Below are 18145 nucleotides of genomic sequence, written 5' to 3' on the forward strand. Positions count from 1 at the left end.
CACCAAAAACCTATTCGTGATGATAAGGTTCATTGCGCAGGATAGTGAATCCTCTATAGATCTGTTCGATAATAAATAAACGAATCATCTGATGGGAAAATGTCATTCTAGAAAGTGATATTTTCCCTTTTGCATTTTTATACACGTCTTCTGAGAAACCATAAGGTCCTCCGATTACGAATACTAAGGTCTTGATACCAGAGTTCATCTTCTTTTGTAGCTCATCAGCAAAGCCAATACTAGTAAACTCCTTTCCTTTATCATCTAGTAAGATTAGCTGATCAGTAGGGCCTATCTTAGATAAGATTAATTCTCCCTCTTTTTGTTTCTGCTGATCTTCAGACATATTCTTCGCATTCTTGATATCAGGAATTACCTCTAGGTCAAACTTTACATAAAAAGACAATCTCTTCATATATTCATCCATTAACGTTTGTAATGGTTTACTGTCTGTCTTTCCTATTGCAAGTAATTTGATATTCATCTGTCTGATTTATTTTTTGCAAAAGTAGTTTTTTTATAGAAAATAGCACACTGTCTAAGGTGTATTTATAGCCAATGTAATACTAGGTTGCAGATGTACAACGCAATTTTAGTGATTAATGCGATCATAGTAAGGTGTGTTTAAGTTAATTGGTGTCGTCGAATGGAATGGTGTATCTCTTTGCGCATAAAGGGTATAAATACAAAAAGAGAGATATAAATCCATAGTATTAATAAGGTTATCAAAAAGGAGGTTAGAATGAGAAAGCCAATCGATGAAATATAGTTTTGTAATAGATTAATCGAGTTAAAAGAAGGAGTTATAACTAGTATTACAGGGCCTCCAAGAGCCATAGTAGCCACTCTAGTTAAATACCACTTCTTATTACTTTCTTTATTGATCTGTTTGAGTTCTATCTGCCATCTGACCCCCATACCAATAAAGCTTAAAAGAAGTATAAAAGATGTGATTGTAAATATTTCTAAATAGTAATTAGGCAAAGCTAAACCAATAGTGAAACTCAATAAAAATATAGCTAGTGAAACAATTATTTTAGGAATGGTGAAGAAACTTAATAAGACCATATACATCTGTTTTAAGTAACTATTCGTTGCCAGTTTTATTTTAGAGTCCACTACATCACTAAACCCAAATACCCCAAACTTCTTAAACTCTCTGTCTAGTGCTGTTTCAAAAGTAAGTGAACCATCCTCTTTCCATTGAGACTCTATTCCATTGGCTAAGTGATCGACTAGCTCCAGTTCGATATCATAATATTCTACATAGTGCTTCTTTACGAAAGTGTGTAAAGCTTGTATTTGGTCAGTAGATAGTGTTTTCATAACAGTAGTTATAGGGTGTTAAACTTCTTGATAGTAGCTTCTTTTTCTAGTTTGAGTTTAGGAGATATAACATTGTATGTAATGTATATCCAGAGTCCTACGAATAAGATAAGTACACTTGATAACACAATAGACTTATTAGCTATAAACCTTCCGAAATAATATGTGATGTATAGAGCAGATAAAGGAAATGCTATTACAGATAATCTTATTCTATCCATAAACCATTTCTTTTGAGTCGCTTTATGAAGCTTTTTAATTTGAGTCGCCTCTATGATATAATAAATGAAAACTAGAGGCATTAGACTCCATATAATCACAGAGATTATATCTCTATTCTCAAACATAGTTGATAGATAATTAAGCGATGTATATATGATATAAAAGAGTGCACTCGTTAAGAGTAATTTAGGCCAATGCAGGAAGCGCAGAACTTCTTTTAGAATAATACCAAGATAAAAATGCGATAGACTATTCTCCTTTTTCTCAATGATTGTACTAAACCCAAATACCCCAAACTTCTTAAACTCTCTGTCTAACGCTGTTTCAAAAGTAAGTGAACCATCCTCTCTCCATTGAGACTCTATTCCATTGGCTAAGTGATCGACTAGCTCCAGTTCGATATAATAGTATTCTATATAGTGCTTCTTTACGAAAGTGTGTAGAGCTTGTATTTGGTCAGTAGTTAGTGTTTTCATAAGTGTTTAGTTAATAGTTTTTAATATTCTATCTCTTTCATTTTTGTAGGTTGGCTTGATGATATTAAGACTTACATATATACTAAGTATAGTTAAGGTAATACCTGAGGCCATTAATAAACAATCTCCTATAGAATCATAGGTAGTAGGTAAATCAAAGAGCCTTTTACCTTGCATAATGATATTAAAGAAGATTGTATTCGAGAGTAACGAAAAACTCATAACAGATGAATAAGTACTGTCTAATAGTAGTTTTTTATTCACTTTTTTGCGTAACATTAAATCTTTTGCATAGCTATAAAAGAATACAATAACTGGGCTCAGTATAAATATCATTGTTAAGAATTTAAATTCTTGACCTATCCAATGAAGTAATGCTGCAATGAGTAAAACTATAGCTATAACTGTAACTATTAAAGGAAATGTGAAAAACTCTTTTAAAGATCTAAAAAACATATGTTTATATTCTCTGAACTTTTGTTTTTCTCTACTTTCTTGAATAGATAAGAATTTATAAGAACCAAAGTTGTCATATTCTTTAGCTAATAGGTATTCTAAGCTATTATTGTCACTTTCAGACCATTTCTCTTCTATAGAAGAAGCTAGATGATCAGTAAGTTCTTCTATTATTTCGTAATACTTCACATCTTTACTGATGATAAAATCTTTTATCTCTTCTATTTGATTAATAGTAAGTGTTTTCATAATTATAATATTTTAGATGAAACACTGTTGTATTCTTGACTGTATTCTGAGGTCAAGTAAATGGCTATACTTGATAAGAATATAGCTAGTAGTAAGAATGTTAGGTTTAAGTAAACTATCGAAAAAGTACTCGTGAAACTATAATATAAAGATACCATACCATCTAAAACAAATACACTAAACCAAGCAACGCCTTTGGTATATTCAGTGTAGTAATCCAGTTTAAAGTTTGCGTAACGATTCTTTTTATACTTGAGATAACCCATTACTAACATAGGAAAACCTGTGATAGCTAAAGCTAAACCTAATATGAATAATTGATCTTTGATAAAGACATGAATTATAGAGGTAGTGAATATAGCTAAAACAAATAGTAGCCCAATACTTTGCATATCTTTTACAATTAATGGACTAACTATAAATCTAGGCGTTTTGTTGATCACCCAATTAGAAGGCTTTAGTTGACTATGCCATTTAGCTATTGTTATTTTACTAGCCTCGTGAAAATAAGCACCTTCATCCATTAGCTCTTCTATCTCACAGGCAATATGATCCAATACTTCCTCACGAGTATCTTGATACTTGATATTGTATTTAGAGATTAGAGTATCCTCTATCTGTTTTATTTGGTCAGTAGATAGTGTTGTCATAAGTACCTAGTTAATAGTTCGAATGTTTAACTTGCTTATTTCTAATATGTAATATAGTTGATATAAGGATATAATCAATAGTAGAGGAATCAATTTATACGTAAAACCTCCCCAAAAAAATACAAGATAGAATAAGGAAATACCACTATAACCCAATATATCTTTTTTTAGTTGACTTATTCTATATCCTTTGACTCCATAGTACTTAATAGTTATAAATAATGCTGTCATTATACTAGTCAAGGATGTAAATATTCCTATTGTATTCGCTAAATGATAATCTTCTATTATATTTTTAAAGATATAAGGTACTCCTATACCTATTAGCATGGCTAGGATGATATTGAACACATCTCTTTTTACCCATTGACGACCTAAATAAGAAGGTACATTATTGTATCTTATAAACGGGTGTGGTTTTAAGTCATTATGCCATTTATTAAATGTCTTTTTAAAAGCTGTTTCATATCCAAAACCCTCATTCATTAGTTCTTCTATCTCACAGGCAATGTGATCGAGTACCTCATCACGAGTATCTTGATACTTGATATTGTATTGAGTGATTAAGAATTTTTCTATTTGTTTTATTTGGTCAGTAGATAGTGTTGTCATAGTGATTTTTAGTTACTAGTTAGTTTTTAGTAAGTTATTTTTATCTCTAACATATTTTGGTTTTAGATAGAAGTATGCACTGTACTGTGTAAGTAGTAATAGTGTAAGTAGCACACTCTTAGTTGTATATATAAAGCTTAGTGGTAGTATTCCGTTGTCAGTTACAGACATATAATTCTTTATAGAATGAGTACTTCCAAATACTATTATACATATAACACTAGCTATGATACTATAACTTTTATCATTAAGGGTTTTTTTATAACCATTCATATATCTATACTTTTGCAAAGCTTTAAGTGTTTCGCTAAAAACAATTACCTGTCCTATACCAAAAATTATAAGTATTATTAAGTTAGATAGCGATGCTAACAATAGTGAATGCTGTGTTAGTGTCATTAATGAATATAAAGAAAGAACAACAGCTATTACAGCTAATAGTTTAAAAGAAGTTAAACAATCTTTTACTCCTTTTAAGACAACTAGACCACACTCTTGTATCTTTATGTTCAGGATGGTAGACTGTACTTTGCTTAAACCTTTAATCCCAAATTTATTAATCTCTATAGTCAAGGCCTCTTCAAAAGATACTTGGGTATTAGATTCTCTCCATTGTTGTTCTATACCATTGGCGATATGGTCTGTCAGTTCTTCTATTACCTCTATGTATTCAACCTTGTGGTTGATTAGTTCTTGTCTGATTTTATCTAGTTCTAGTGGTTGTAGTGTTTTCATAGTGTAATTAGTTATATTACTTTAGATTGTGATAGTTCATTCTTTTTTTTAAGTACCATAGGTCTCAGTTTATTGAGAATGATGAAAGGGATAATCAACAAGAGTGTAAATAGAATACTTTTAGGTATCCAGATAAAAGCGCTGTTTGAATAGATAAACTGTTGAGAAGTTTTACTGAAACAAAGAATTATCATAGGTATTAAAGAGAAATAGGTTAACTGCTTTGCTAGTAAATAGTACGCATTAGAAATATACCTTTTTGTATTTCCTAGATAAAGTAATTTACAACTACCGTCACTGTCTATCATGATAACTAGATTAAAAGTTACAATCGTAGCTAAATAACCAACATTAAATATTCTGTCTATAAAATACCATTTACTTGAAATATTAAACAGTAGAAGCGTACCAATAAAAATAGCTAGTAGATAGAACACTTTATAAGTTACAAAGTACTCTTTTATACCTAAACCGATGATACGCAAGTACTCATATATTTGAGCTTTATTCATCTGAGTTTGTACTTTGTTTAATCCTTTAACCCCGAATTTATTAATCTCTATAGTTAAAGCCTCTTCAAAAGATACTTGGGTATTAGATTCTCTCCATTGTTGCTCAATACCATTAGCAATATGGTCTGTCAGTTCTTCTATTACCTCGATGTACTCTACCTTTTGGTTGATTAGTTCTTGTCTGATTTTATCTAGTTCTAGTGGTTGTAGTGTTTTCATAGCATTTTCTTTTTTTAAGCAATCTGTGTACGACGTTGTCTACTATTTTCTCTAGATAACACTATAATATTGATACAGTGGTATAGGGCAACTAATGATAGTAGGTCAAGGTCTCCCATAGTAAAGCCGTTAATCATATACCCGTAAACTTTTATACCAAGTATAAGAGTGAATACAAGTAGTATACTACCAGATACCATAGATTTTAGTATCAAATAAGAAGCTCTATAGTGCTGTCTCTTGCGGTTCTTTATGAATAGTAGAACAGATAATACAAGCCCTATAAAACTGATTGCAAAAAAGCTAATATTATGGGTGGTATGATCTAATTTTAAAAAGAGTGAGTTGATTAAGGCAAACAAGAAAGTGATAACACCTGCTATTCTCCATCTGTTATCATCTCTGCGATACCACGTATTAGAGATAAAAGAAGGGACGTGTCTATACTTAAAATCTTTTCTAGGAGTCAACATTGGATGCCATTTATCAAATACTTGTATAAAAGCTTGTTCAAACTCGTATCCTGTATGATATAGCTCTTCTATTTCACAGAAGATATGGTCTGTCAATTCTTCTTTAAGATTGGCATAACGCACATTATATCTTGCTATCTCAGCAATAATTAGTTGTTGTTGGTTTATAGTAAGTTTTTTCATTGTGTTTTGTCTTTGGTGGTTGCCAATTATGTCAATTTTAGGTTGACAATGTTCTGCATATTGCGGATAAAGCTTTCTAGCTCTTCCATTTTAGAAGTAGTTTCTTTTACTCCAGATTCTGTGAGCTTATAGTACTTGCGTACTCGTCCATCTACACGCTCTAGTTCTACATCTAAAAAACCGTCAGCTTCCAACTTGTGAAGGGCAGGATAGAGAGCACCTTCTGTCAAGCTCATTTCACCTTCTGTTACTTCCTTTACCTTTTGCGTGATTTCATACCCATACATTCGCCCATTCTGATCCAGTAGTTTCATGATGATGGCATTGAGGCTTCCCTTATATAATTGTTGTTGCTTTTTCATACTTAAGATTCTTATGTATAGCAAAAGTATAAAAATATCTGATACCTCCAAATCTTAGGTATATACTTTTTGGGTACTTTTCATATTTTGATGTCTAAATGTTTGTTTAGTGTAAGTAATTAGCGTAAAACATGTGTAAAGTGTTAAGGGTTGAGACTGTCTGAGAATTACCTTTTTGAGTGAGAGGCTGCAGGTGTGTTAAATAAAAGGCTTCTTTGAGTACAGTAACCTAAGTTACAGTTAACCTACAAGGGAAGTCATATCTTTACTCTTTTAAACAACAATGGACTATGTTTGGTTTTATAAACAAGTTATTAGGATTAGATAAGGGAGAGTTACTATTCGCTTATATTCAGGAGGGAGCTATGCTAGTAGATGTACGTACAGTAGGAGAGTTTACAGATGGTTCTGTACCTGGCGCTGTGAATATTCCATTAGATACATTAGGATCACAGTTGCATAAATTACCTAAAGAAAATAAGATAGTCGTATTCTGTAGAAGTGGAATGCGCAGTGGTCAGGCGAAGCGTATGCTAGAGCAGAAAGGATATACACAAGTGATAAATGGTGGAACATGGACTAAAGTCGCTAATGTAAAAGGAAGATAAGCATGAAAGAGTTTTGGGATGAACGATATAAAGAACAAGAATATGCTTATGGGATAGCGCCTAATGCCTATCTAGAAGAAGTACTCAAGCCTAGTCTTGACAAGAAGGTTATATTAATGGCAGCGGAAGGCGAGGGGAGGAATGCAGTATATGCAGCGCAAAAAGGATGGAGTGTAAAAGCCTTTGATCAAAGTATAGAAGCTAGGAATAAAGCACTTCAATTAGCTAAACAACATCAAGTAGAGATTGATTATCTCGTCAGTGATGTTGAATCGCTGTCTTATCAACAGGCATCAGTAGATGCAGTCGCGTTAATTTATGCTCATTTTCCAGAGAGTGTAAGGAGGGCCTATCACAGACAGTTAGGAAGTTATGTCAAAATAGGAGGCACATTGATACTAGAAGCTTTTGCTAAAGAGCATATCTATAAACAAAAAGAGAATCCCGATGTAGGAGGACCTAGTAACCCTACGATGCTGTATAGCGTAGAAGAATTAAAAGAGGATTTCTGCGATTTCGAATTTATTACTCTAGAAGAAGTAGATATCGAGCTTTCAGAAGGTCTATATCACAGAGGAATAGCTAAAGTAATTAGGGGAGTAGCGAAGAAAAAATAAGAAATAAAAGAATACATAGAAGCCTTGAAGCACAAGTTTTAAGGCTTTTTTTGTTGCCATAATATAGTGAATATAGAAAGGGTGGTGTAGAAGTAAACGAAGAATAAAAAGTGTTTTTTCAATCTCTAATCCACAAAAGAGTAATAGTATGTAGATCTAATGATAAGGTAGTTTGAATCTTTACTTAAAGGAAAATATGTGGAGTATAAAAGGAGTATTGTTGGACAAAGCTTGCCTTAGCTCCACTATTCTCGGGCTATTGTCCATGTATTGTCGAAGAATAGGAATTGAAACCCCTATTTTGCTAGGGTTAGAGTACCATTACATATTTCTATATATATAAATTATTTTTGTAATATATTGTTTTTAAGTGTGTTGTGTTTTTTGTGGAATAAAAAAAAGAGGTCATTTATTTTTGTTTTTTTGCTCAAAAACAGATAATTACTGTTTTTAGGAAAAAAAAGTAAAGTAGAAGTTGGTAATACTAACTTTATTAACCGAATACTTAGTGAAATAAGAAAAAAGTAATGCTCTTTTTTTACATAGAAGAACATCAAAATGTTGTTAAAAAGACTTTACAATTGAATTAATTAGTCACCTTTGTATATCATTAAAAAAAATAAAAAAAGATGAGAAGAGTAAGTATTGTTGCTGTATTATTAGTTGGAATAGCATTTGTCTCTTGTAAGAAAGAGAAGAAGGTAGAGACGATAGAACCTTTAGAAGAGGTTATAGAGTTTCAAGAGCCTAAAACTGATGCTGTAGGATCAGACATTGTATTAGGAGTAAGTAACTTTTTGAAGAATGAGTTTCTGACAGAAGCAGATTTGAAGGTGATGACAGATACAGATCGTCAGTTTAAGCTGTATACTGTAGATCTAAATGGAGATGGGAAGAAAGAAACTTTTGTAAGCTTAGAGGGAACATATTTTTGTGGCTCAGGAGGATGCACGATGTTATTGTTAGACTCAACTTATAAGTTAATTACTAAGTTTACAGTGATGCAAGGAGCTATTTTTGTAGAGCCTACTGTAGAAAATGATTGGAAAGTCTTAACTGTAAAGTCTGGAGGGGAGTGGAAGAAGTTGGTATATGCTGATGGAACTTATCCTGCTAATCCATCTATTTTAGAAAAAGCACCTTATGATGCACCAAGTGGGCATGCTGAGGTAATCTTCGATCAAGAGCAGAAATTAGATGTGTATGAGTTTTAGTCATTAAAATAAAATATAACCGCGGATGGATTCACTCTATTCGCGGTTTATTTTTTTATTGCTATTAGGAATGTTGATAAATAGACCAATAGCAACTATGACATCCACTATATTCCAAATACTACGACCAAGAGCGACTTTTAAAAAAGGCTGAAACAGTAGAGCTAGTACAATAAAGATAAACATTTCCGTTCTTTCTTGTCTATAATAAGACTTGTACGCAAAGTAACTAAATCCTATACAGGCCACAAAGCGAACGAATTGATAGAACCCATAAGGTAATTTTAAAAGACACATTAAGAGTAAAACAGCAATAGTGATTTTGATAGCTTTTTCCATGAGTATAATAGATGTGAAATATAGTATTAAGGTACGAAATAACTAGATTAAATGCGATGTCGCTAATTACTATTTTTAGAAAATAGGTTATTCGTATCTATCTTTTATAACTATCGGCAAGTTTTGAAATAAATTATCTGCTTATATGAGTTTTTTGCCGATATCGGCAAGTTTTTAAAATAATTTATCTATTTAGGTAGTTTTTTTGCCGATAACGGTAGGTTAAAGGACACTGTCTATGTATTAATAAGGTTGTGTTCATAAGGGAGAATGGGGAATGAGGTGTCAATATGTGTGATTTGCTATAGAATATAGCCAGTTATAGTTATTTACTTTTTTGCTAAAAGTCTTATCTTTCCTCTTTGAAAAAGAAAGTGATTATGGCTGTAAAGCGAGTGAATATACAGATCAAACAATTGAATAGACTAAGTGATGAGGTAGAGGGACTGACGATAGTGATAGCAGTGCCTACTGAAGCAGTTACGGTAAGAGAGTTTCTTAGTGCCGTAGTGATACAGCAGGTAGAGCAACACATACAGAGGTTCAAACAGCGCGATACTGTAGAACAATTAAGCACTACACAAGAAGCATTAGATACTATTCTGTTTAGTAGTAAACTTCGCTTCAAGTCACCTGAGAAGTACAGAGATATCGATATAGCAGAAGAAGTACAGCGCGTGATACAGGCGTTTGAAGATCAGTTGTTCTTATTGTTTTGTGGAGAGCGAGAGCTGCTGTCATTAGAAGAGGTCATTGTATTAAATGATACTAATGCCTTTGTCTTTATTCCCCTTAATTTTTTAAAAGCTAGTTTTTAAACAGACCCCGATGAATAATAATATTGTAACTATACTAAGAGACTATCAAGTAGATCACCGTACTTACGCAGAGATGCATAAAGAGCTTTATGCGATGGTGTATAACGAGGATTATGTAGGTGTGAAATTAGAACCACATATCGCTATGTTAGGACTACATTTTACTGGCAATAGCAGTGATCCGGAAGATTCTATTTATAGCCCTAAGGTGTTTACACGTCATGATGAGACTTTTGTAGAGATGTTAGCAAGTAATTCTGTTGGGATGTGGCGAGAAGCGGAGTATTACGCTTTATTGGTATACTTTTTTGGAGAGAGGTTAGCGCCTTGGGTACAGGAATTATTAGATCGAGTAGATGAATATATCTTAGGAGAACAATATGATATAAAAGAAGCGACATGGCGTAATCAAGAGCATTCTTTCTTAAAGCAATGTAATGTTATTTCAGGACTGTTATATGGCATATCGTTCTATGACAATCATAACTATGATTCTTATAGTGTAGAGTTGCCACTTCATAAGCAGGTGGAGTATAGTATGCACCTCTCGCTACCTAACTACCTTCCTTATGTATGGGCAGTAGCTTTAGATAAGGGAGATGTGGAATTAAGCAAAACAGTAGAAGATATCTGTGATGGAGATAATGAATATGGGCGATGGACACCTTCTTTTTTATTGATGTTAATGGCATCAAAACAATCAAAGTATTGGGAGAAGGTAAAAGATATTCTTGTAGATGCAGGGCGCGAAGAGGGAATTAGACAAGATATTACAAGGTTGTTATCACATGTACAGGTAGCTAACTTAAAGTATTTTTTAGAAGTTATTCTCTCTCATAATTTAGTGCGTTATGAAGCCGTGCGTACAGAGTTAGCATACCACTTTAGAAGTCATGTAGAGGATGACAAACAAGATAATGTAAAGCGACTATGTGAGTTGATGATTTATACTATAAATCACTATGAGTATTTTGATGATAAAGAATTATCTACATTCAACGAAAAAGAGTTTTACGCATTGATGCACTGTTATCTGTGGATACACAGAGAGATGGCATTTGGCTTTGTAGAGAGTGCATTTGAGGAAGTAGAGCGCAAGTTTCAGCTTGTAATATTAGAGTTCTTACCTAACTTTAATGAATATACGGTAGAGTCTGTTCTATTTAGTAAAGTATTAGCAAGTAGAGATCAAGAGTTTATCGCTATGCTTCTAAACCGAATAAACCAATATTTGGAAGGAAGCAGATCTTCAAGGTATTTTATACAACAAGAAAATTATGAAGAGGTCTATCAGGTATTTTATGACTTATATGAACAGTATAAAAGTGGAGAGACACTAATCTTGAAGAGTAGTGTAATACCAGATTATTACAGAAGCTTTGAATTGAATAAAGAAGAGTTGTTGACTTCATTGTTGTATTTGACAGAAGAATCATCAGAAAAGGCGAGACTGTTTATAGATAAGCGAAACACTTTTACTACAGAGTTTAAAGAAGAATTATTAAATGTCTTGTTGTTTGGAGGTAAAAAATATGGGCTTCAGGGATATGGATATAGTTTTACAGGAGAGATACAGCCTACCTATGAAGTACAAAATGAGTTAGCTTTCGCTTATTTGAAAGAGCGCAAAGAAACAATAGCCTTTGGTTGTATGCGCTTCTTAGCAATCGCTACCTTATCAAGTAAAGACGAAGAAGAAATAGTAGCATACTTTAAAGGGAAGTTTAAAAAGACACAACAGCACTTTATCCGTCTATTAATCTCAAGACAAGATGATTTTAAGGATAGACTATTAGAGCAATTGATACTGAGTGAAGATGTGAATCAACGTTTAGCCGCAATGGAAGGACTATTGGTGCTTGCTCAGAGAGATGAAATACATCGTCAGTTAGGTATTTGGCTTGCACAGTTAGATGCTCTGGATATTAAATATTCAAAAGAGGAAGAAGAATACTTAGTACTCTTGCGAGACTATGGACGTCAAGGAGAAGAAGGACAAGATACAGATATAGCATTATACGATGCTACTGTGGTGAGTGCTATCACATTGCCTTCAGTGGAAGAGAATACTTTATTTAGTCAGCGCATTGCACATAATTGGGGACTTTCTAAGAAATGGGAGGAGGTAGTACGTGAGTTAGATAGTCTTGAGCAGGTGATAAAACAATATGCTACGTATGAATATGAACATTTTAATTATGGAAAAGCAGAGAAGGTACTCTTAGGAACGCACTTCACGAAGATGCATGGTTATGCAGATGATGGTGAATGGACAGCAGAACAGCACTTCCAAGATTACCCACTGTATGAAGTATGGGATCAGTGGTTCGTAGATAGTAAGTTGGATACTTTAGACTTATTCTTGCTGCATTGTGCTACTTCAGAAATAGAGGTTCCAGATTTGGTAAAACCATTATTAGAAGGGAAGTTACCTTATTTTTATAATGAACTCTCAGCTAAATATGACAACTATTGGTATGCGATGGGAACGGTGTTTACTTGCCTAACCTATCAGTATCCATTTAGAGAAAAAACAGCCTATTGTTTAGATGGTTTAAAAACAATCTATAACAGTATTACTCAAGAGGTTTTAGATATAGAAGTACGCACTTCTGTTTATGGAGAAGAGTATAGCTATACATGGGTCGATTATACGGATTTATCTTGGTATGCAGAGTTTATATCTATAGAGGACTTAACAGAAGAACAGTGTTTAGCATATTTCAAACTATTGCGTTGGCGTCAATTGAATTGTAATAAAGCAGATGATAGTTATTATCTGTTGCCTTTTGAATTGATGGCTTTTGCCTGTGATAAGAATGAAATTACGCGAGATGAGTTTATACAGTATTTAGTTACCATAGATAATAGAAAGTCTTATTTCAGTTCAATGTTACCTCCTTTAACAAGGCGATTTATAACTGATAAAGTACAGCAAGTCTTAGTTGAGTTTAAAGCGTATTATTTACAACAGGTTATGGATAGGGATAACCCTACGACTAAGGTATTTGATATTGTCTTTGACTTTCAGGAGATAGAAGGAATGCAGTATTTCTTTGGGTTATTGCATAAGGTAAAAACGACTGGGATTTCACAAGAAAGTATTTATTACTATGCTGAGATGCAAATCACGATTAAGGAATTAGGGCAAATCTATAGTAAACTTATTCGTAGAACAACACCTCTAAGTACTGATACTCAAGAGATGTTTAATGCTCAAGTAACAGAGATAAACTTCAGTGCAGCACAATGGATAGAAGTGGCTGTAGCATGTCCGCAGTGGATAAAGTACATTACGACTTATTTAGATTGGCAAGGATTAGAGTCTGCAATATGGTGGCTGTTCGCTCATCTGCTGGACAATCAACAAGAAGAGGAACGAAACAAGATACAAAAACAGATACAACGCTATTCTGCTATAGCGTTAGAGGAGTTTGAAGGAGGTGTAGTAGATATAGATTGGTTCTTTAGTTTTTATCACGTATTAGGAGAAGAACGTTGGCAGATGCTTTATGAGTCAACTAAGTTTATGGCAGTAGAGGGACATACTCGTGTGAAGTTGTATGCAGATGTATTGTTAGGCAAGGTGTCTATGAAAGACTTGAAAACGAGAGTTATCTCTAAACGCGATAGAAACTATGTACGTGCATGTGGTTTGTTTCCTTTATCTGAGACAGATAGAGAAGGAGACCTGATGGATAGATATGAGTTATTAGAACAGTTTAAAAAAGGTTCTAAGAAGTATGGAGCTATGCGCCAAGAGAATGACTTAAAGATCTATAACGTAGCGATGCAGAACATCGCGAGAGCAGCAGGGTATACTGATGCAGTGCGCTTTCAATGGTCTATGGAGAGCGTACAAGTGCAGTCTATTCTGGAGAACTACAAGGAATTGGTATTAGATGAGTATACATTCTCTTTGACGGTTTCTGATGAGGGAAAAGTAGAGTTGACAGTGAAGAGTAAAGGGGATAAGCCCTTAAAAGCGATACCTGCTAAACTGAAAAAGAATGAACAAATCATAGATTTAGTAGAACGTCAGAAGGCACTGAAAGAACAGTATAGTCGCTCTCGTCTGAACTTAGAGCAGGCGATGCTAAGACAGGATGTGTTCTCTTATGCAGAGATGCAGAAGTTGTTACTACACCCGATTATTAAACACCACTTGGCTAAGTTGGTTTTTAAGTGTGGTGAGGTTTACGGTTTGTTTGTAGAGGGAGTATTTACTACTATGGATGGAGAGGTAATGGATGTACAAGGAGAGGAAGAGTTCGTGATAGTACACTGTTATGATTTATATCAAAGTGGGCAGTGGGTTAACATACAGGCCTATTTGTTTGATAAACAAATAGAACAGCCCTTTAAGCAAGTGTTTAGAGAGTTGTATTTACACAACGAAGCAGAAGAAACAAGTATAGGTAGTTCTAATCGCTATGCTGGCTATCAGGTTAAAGATAAACAGACTTTAGGATTGTTTAAGACCAGAAACTGGCAATATGAATATTATGCTAATTACAGTAAGCTGTATTTTGATGAGGATATTCGCGTTGAAGTTTATATTGACTATTCAGGGGGAAGCAATGCAGATTATGGAGACTATGTCAGCTTAGAACATATCTTATTCACTAAAGCTTCTACCGATGAAGTAATTGCCTTAACAGAGGTTAATCCTATTGTCTTTAGTGAGGTCATGAGAGATCTTGACTTGGTAGTAAGTGTCGCTTATGTAGGAGGAGTAGATCCGGAGACAAGTCTATCTACTGTACAGATGCGCATGGCTGTTGTCAGAGAAACAGCACGATTATTGAAACTAACAAATATCGAGTATAAAGAACGTCACCTTGTTATCACAGGGACTAAGGGAACCTATAGCTTACATGTCGGTAGTGGTGTGATTCACTTGATACCAGGAAAACACTTGTATATCGAGCCTGTACATACACAGGATAGAGGGAAGTTGTTCTTACCTTTTGTAGATGATGATCCTAAGACTACAGAGATTGTATCTAAAGCTTTAATTCTATCCAGAGATGGCAGTATCAGAGATACAGGGATATTAAGACAGATAGAGTAGAATAAACTAAGGCTGAGTAGTTTTATACTCAGCCTTAGTTTATTAATATTGTTTTTGAGATATAGTATTATTCTACAATATTAAGTTGATATCTCATGAATATATTTTTTTGTTCCTCAAATTCATTACTTGCTTTACTGAAAGTAAAATCGTTAGGGTGTTTTTTAGCAAACTCTGATTTTAATTTGTTTAGTTCACTTCCCATAAGAACTTCTTTAAACCCATCAGTAGATTTACTTCCTTTAGCATCTAACCATTGATTAAATTTTTGTACTTGTGCCTCTAATGCTTTTTTGTATTCAGGATCAGAGATATCGTTTAGCAAGGTTAGATCTATTTTTGCTTTTGGTAATGAAGCATAAGGTGTTTTCTCGACTAAGAATTCTATTGTAGCATCATTCACCGTTTTAAGATAGTCTTTAAATTCTTGTTCTCTGTATATTTTGTAAGCAGTCTCTTGGAATTTCCCTGCTTGATAGTTAGGGTCATTTAATAGACTGCGGTTACTTCTTGTGATAATAGGGTTGGTTAATGTTAAACCTTCAGGCATAGGTTCATCTAAATTATACTTCCAATCAAAGTCATGTTTGTCAATAATTAGCTTATTACAAGGTTTGAAAGGAATAAATACAGTCACAATAGAATCATTTATTTTTAAACGAACAGAGTCACTTTGTGTTCCTATAGCCCATTCAATAAATTCTTCAGTAGCTCGTTGATCATTTTCATTTATAAATAGTTGTTTGTAAAATATGTAAGTGCTCTGTGTAGGATTGATAATCGCTTGTCCTTTATTGACACGACCACCATTGTGAATAGTGATTTCTTGATCGTTGTATTTAAGTTGGTGTTTACCATATTCCAAGGAAATTTGTATCATAGTTACAGGTGGAATATCATAAGCAGTATCATCGATATAGACAGTGATAGGTTCTTCTGTTGGATTGTCTATCCAATAATCGTTGGAACTACTATTACAAGAGGTAAATAGTGCACTTATACATACTAAGCACAATAAGATTAATTTTTTCATTTAGTGTAATTTTTGTATAAAGATATTTGTTATTTAAGAATAAGGTTGTTATATTGTTGATTATCAAAAGGGTATTTAAGTAGTATTGCTTGTTTTTTGTTAAGGAATGTAAGAGGATTTTAAATATATTTGAAAGGATTTAATGTATTATGAAACAAATATATATTTCGTGTAGCTTTTCTATGCAAAAGGAGCTTAGAGAAGTGATGAATCAACTAAAATATCAGATAGATACAATCGGTTATCGCCCTTTTGTGTTTATAGAGCACTATAAGTTTGAATTTCATCAAGAGAAAGAGATGATGATGCAAGCGATGAAGGATATTGATGAGAGTTGTTGTTTGTTTGCAGAGACTACAAATAAGGGAATTGGGATAGGTATAGAAGCTGGATATGCTAAAGCACAAGGCAAACCTGTAGTCTATCTACGTCAGGCTGACGCATCACATTCTACTACAATGTCTGGTATATCGGATTATCTTATTCTCTATCACAACACAGAGGATTTGGGCAGACAAGTAAAAGAACTGCTATTTCAAATACAATTAGAGGTAGAATTAAGAAAGTATATTTTAGATTTAGTACGTGAAGAAAAACAGGCTTTTACAAAAGAAGTATTAGCTTACTTAAAAGATTACAAGTTGAAAGGCGGAGGACAAGAAAGAGGGATAGAGATACTTACAGCATCGGGCAATGTATATGATGAAGTCCCTCAGTGGAGAGATAAGATAGAGGATGTATTAGATATGATGACAGGGTATTGTTCTCCTGAGTGGAGAGTGTGGGAATAAAAATGAAGAGATTAGAAATATGAAACAAACAATTTTAGATAGAATAAAGGCTTTAGGTGGGGATATTAGTCAAGTAAAAAGAAAGTCATTAGCAGAAGACTTGATGGCGATTACATTCGATACAGTATTATATCCGAAGCCAGAGGATACACCTTGGGCAGATGAAGAGGATCAAGAGCCTATTTATGGTTTAGGAGAGTTTGTTGATGCTCATCAAGAGCTGATTACAACTGATAAAGAGGCTTTTTTTAATAAGATGATAGCTCATTATTATGTAAATACAGAAGAAGGAAGAGGGCAGATGTTTTGGACAGCAGCTCCTTTTACACCCTATAAGGAAGGAACGGAGGATTATGAGGAATGGAATACTGATTTTATGGATGAGGATTTTGTTAACCTAAGCGAGATAGAGAAAGTAGTAGGTACAAAATATCCAAGCATGATACAGTTATTCTATAGTTATGGTTTCCCTGATCATTATTATATTTGTATAGATGATCCTAATCAAGAGAATCCAACAGTATTCGGTACAGATCATGAAGAGTTCTTTATGGAAGTTACTAATGAAGGAAGTTTAGAGGAATTCATGCAAAAGTTTATGACTCCACAGGAATTGATTACTATAGTAGATAAAGCAATAAGTAAAAAATAGATATGAAATTAACAGCACAAGATTTTAAAGCATCAGAATACGATGAAGAAACATTAGAGATGGATTATACTTTAGGTGAAGAAGTAATTAATCTTTCTATTTATAATGGCGATGATTAGTTAGAAGAGATTCTAGAAGATGTCAATAAGGTAGTAGCTCAGTTAGAGAAATACAATGCAGAAGGAAAAGATCTTATTGTAGAGGAGCTGTATGATGTGTATAGTGAAAAGAACGAAGGATTGTCTGAAGAGCAGTTTAGAGATGAGTTAAATTTATTGTCTCTGTATTTTACTGGAGATGGTGAAGTAGAGTTTAATTATGAAGGAGGAGCATATTTCGGAGACCATATTCTATCTATTGAGATGGTTGATGGAGAGTTTGAATCTCATGTAGCGATGAATGGGTAAGATAATGTAATGTTAGAAATAGCAGAAGACCAGAGAATTTCTCTGGTCTTTTTTATTTATAGAAATTCACAAGGAGACATTGGTCAATGCTTTTTATTTTTATTGCTGAATTTGATG

The 18145-nt window shown here is 33.6% G+C and carries 20 protein-coding genes; 8 read left to right on the top strand and 12 right to left on the bottom strand.

What is annotated here, in order from left to right:
* Positions 1 to 10: 10 nt before the first annotated feature.
* From rlmH to AABL85_RS08785, 10 genes are all read right to left on the bottom strand, one after another.
* Positions 11 to 484 carry a 23S rRNA (pseudouridine(1915)-N(3))-methyltransferase RlmH gene (gene rlmH, locus AABL85_RS08740; protein WP_006265824.1) on the bottom strand — a complete coding sequence of 158 codons (474 nt, stop codon included), beginning with the start codon at positions 482 to 484 and terminating at the stop codon, positions 11 to 13.
* A 140-nt stretch (positions 485 to 624) separates the two neighbouring features.
* Entirely contained in the window at positions 625 to 1326 is a 702-nt protein-coding gene (locus AABL85_RS08745) for a hypothetical protein (RefSeq protein WP_341309823.1), read from the bottom strand.
* An 8-nt stretch (positions 1327 to 1334) separates the two neighbouring features.
* Positions 1335 to 2024 carry a hypothetical protein gene (locus AABL85_RS08750; RefSeq protein WP_341309824.1) on the bottom strand — a complete coding sequence of 230 codons (690 nt, stop codon included), beginning with the start codon at positions 2022 to 2024 and terminating at the stop codon, positions 1335 to 1337.
* 6 nt (positions 2025 to 2030) lie between these two features.
* Positions 2031 to 2729 carry a hypothetical protein gene (locus AABL85_RS08755; protein ID WP_341309825.1) on the bottom strand — a complete coding sequence of 233 codons (699 nt, stop codon included), beginning with the start codon at positions 2727 to 2729 and terminating at the stop codon, positions 2031 to 2033.
* Between the two features lie 2 nt (positions 2730 to 2731).
* Positions 2732 to 3379 carry a hypothetical protein gene (locus AABL85_RS08760; protein ID WP_341309826.1) on the bottom strand — a complete coding sequence of 216 codons (648 nt, stop codon included), beginning with the start codon at positions 3377 to 3379 and terminating at the stop codon, positions 2732 to 2734.
* A 6-nt stretch (positions 3380 to 3385) separates the two neighbouring features.
* Positions 3386 to 3991 (bottom strand): hypothetical protein, encoded by a 606-nt coding sequence (locus AABL85_RS08765; RefSeq protein ID WP_341309827.1) that lies wholly within the window; start codon positions 3989 to 3991, stop codon positions 3386 to 3388.
* Positions 3992 to 4006: 15 nt separating this feature from the next.
* A complete protein-coding gene (locus AABL85_RS08770; protein ID WP_341309828.1) occupies positions 4007 to 4726 on the bottom strand; it encodes a hypothetical protein in 720 nt (239 codons plus the stop codon).
* A gap of 11 nt (positions 4727 to 4737) precedes the next feature.
* Positions 4738 to 5457, bottom strand: coding sequence for a hypothetical protein (locus tag AABL85_RS08775; protein WP_341309829.1), 720 nt, complete (start codon positions 5455 to 5457; stop codon positions 4738 to 4740).
* 14 nt (positions 5458 to 5471) lie between these two features.
* Positions 5472 to 6113 carry a hypothetical protein gene (locus tag AABL85_RS08780; protein WP_341309830.1) on the bottom strand — a complete coding sequence of 214 codons (642 nt, stop codon included), beginning with the start codon at positions 6111 to 6113 and terminating at the stop codon, positions 5472 to 5474.
* A 26-nt stretch (positions 6114 to 6139) separates the two neighbouring features.
* Positions 6140 to 6475, bottom strand: coding sequence for a PadR family transcriptional regulator (locus tag AABL85_RS08785; protein ID WP_229949143.1), 336 nt, complete (start codon positions 6473 to 6475; stop codon positions 6140 to 6142).
* Between the two features lie 290 nt (positions 6476 to 6765).
* On the opposite strand from AABL85_RS08785, the gene AABL85_RS08790 reads away from it, so the two are divergent.
* The 3 genes from AABL85_RS08790 to AABL85_RS08800 all read left to right on the top strand — a co-directional run bounded on the left by AABL85_RS08790 (position 6766) and on the right by AABL85_RS08800 (position 8914).
* Positions 6766 to 7083 carry a rhodanese-like domain-containing protein gene (locus tag AABL85_RS08790; protein WP_341309831.1) on the top strand — a complete coding sequence of 106 codons (318 nt, stop codon included), beginning with the start codon at positions 6766 to 6768 and terminating at the stop codon, positions 7081 to 7083.
* Between the two features lie 2 nt (positions 7084 to 7085).
* Positions 7086 to 7700: a class I SAM-dependent methyltransferase gene (locus tag AABL85_RS08795; protein WP_341309832.1), complete on the top strand. Its 615-nt coding sequence runs from the start codon at positions 7086 to 7088 to the stop codon at positions 7698 to 7700.
* A 629-nt stretch (positions 7701 to 8329) separates the two neighbouring features.
* A complete protein-coding gene (locus AABL85_RS08800; RefSeq protein ID WP_341309833.1) occupies positions 8330 to 8914 on the top strand; it encodes a hypothetical protein in 585 nt (194 codons plus the stop codon).
* A 36-nt stretch (positions 8915 to 8950) separates the two neighbouring features.
* Here the strand turns inward: AABL85_RS08800 and AABL85_RS08805 are convergent, their stop codons facing one another.
* A complete protein-coding gene (locus AABL85_RS08805) occupies positions 8951 to 9253 on the bottom strand; it encodes a DUF6804 family protein (protein WP_341309834.1) in 303 nt (100 codons plus the stop codon).
* A gap of 380 nt (positions 9254 to 9633) precedes the next feature.
* Here AABL85_RS08805 and AABL85_RS08810 point away from each other — a divergent pair, with 380 nt between their 5' ends.
* Positions 9634 to 10071, top strand: coding sequence for a hypothetical protein (locus AABL85_RS08810; protein WP_341309835.1), 438 nt, complete (start codon positions 9634 to 9636; stop codon positions 10069 to 10071).
* 10 nt (positions 10072 to 10081) lie between these two features.
* On the top strand, positions 10082 to 15145 hold the full coding sequence (locus tag AABL85_RS08815; protein ID WP_341309836.1) for a DUF4132 domain-containing protein: 5064 nt from the start codon (positions 10082 to 10084) through the stop codon (positions 15143 to 15145).
* 67 nt (positions 15146 to 15212) lie between these two features.
* Here AABL85_RS08815 and AABL85_RS08820 read toward each other — a convergent pair whose 3' ends face one another.
* Complete coding sequence (locus AABL85_RS08820) at positions 15213 to 16178, bottom strand: hypothetical protein (RefSeq protein ID WP_341309837.1); 966 nt, start codon at positions 16176 to 16178, stop codon at positions 15213 to 15215.
* 149 nt (positions 16179 to 16327) lie between these two features.
* Between AABL85_RS08820 and AABL85_RS08825 the strand changes: the two genes are divergently transcribed.
* The 3 genes from AABL85_RS08825 to AABL85_RS08835 all read left to right on the top strand — a co-directional run bounded on the left by AABL85_RS08825 (position 16328) and on the right by AABL85_RS08835 (position 18028).
* A complete protein-coding gene (locus tag AABL85_RS08825; RefSeq protein ID WP_341309838.1) occupies positions 16328 to 16969 on the top strand; it encodes a hypothetical protein in 642 nt (213 codons plus the stop codon).
* A gap of 19 nt (positions 16970 to 16988) precedes the next feature.
* Entirely contained in the window at positions 16989 to 17621 is a 633-nt protein-coding gene (locus AABL85_RS08830; RefSeq protein ID WP_341309839.1) for a hypothetical protein, read from the top strand.
* 128 nt (positions 17622 to 17749) lie between these two features.
* On the top strand, positions 17750 to 18028 hold the full coding sequence (locus tag AABL85_RS08835) for a DUF2262 domain-containing protein (protein WP_341309861.1): 279 nt from the start codon (positions 17750 to 17752) through the stop codon (positions 18026 to 18028).
* Positions 18029 to 18145 lie beyond the last annotated feature (117 nt).

Origin of the sequence: Myroides odoratimimus (assembly GCF_038039805.1) — a bacterium.
Classification (GTDB): Bacteria; Bacteroidota; Bacteroidia; order Flavobacteriales; family Flavobacteriaceae; genus Flavobacterium; species Flavobacterium odoratimimum_B.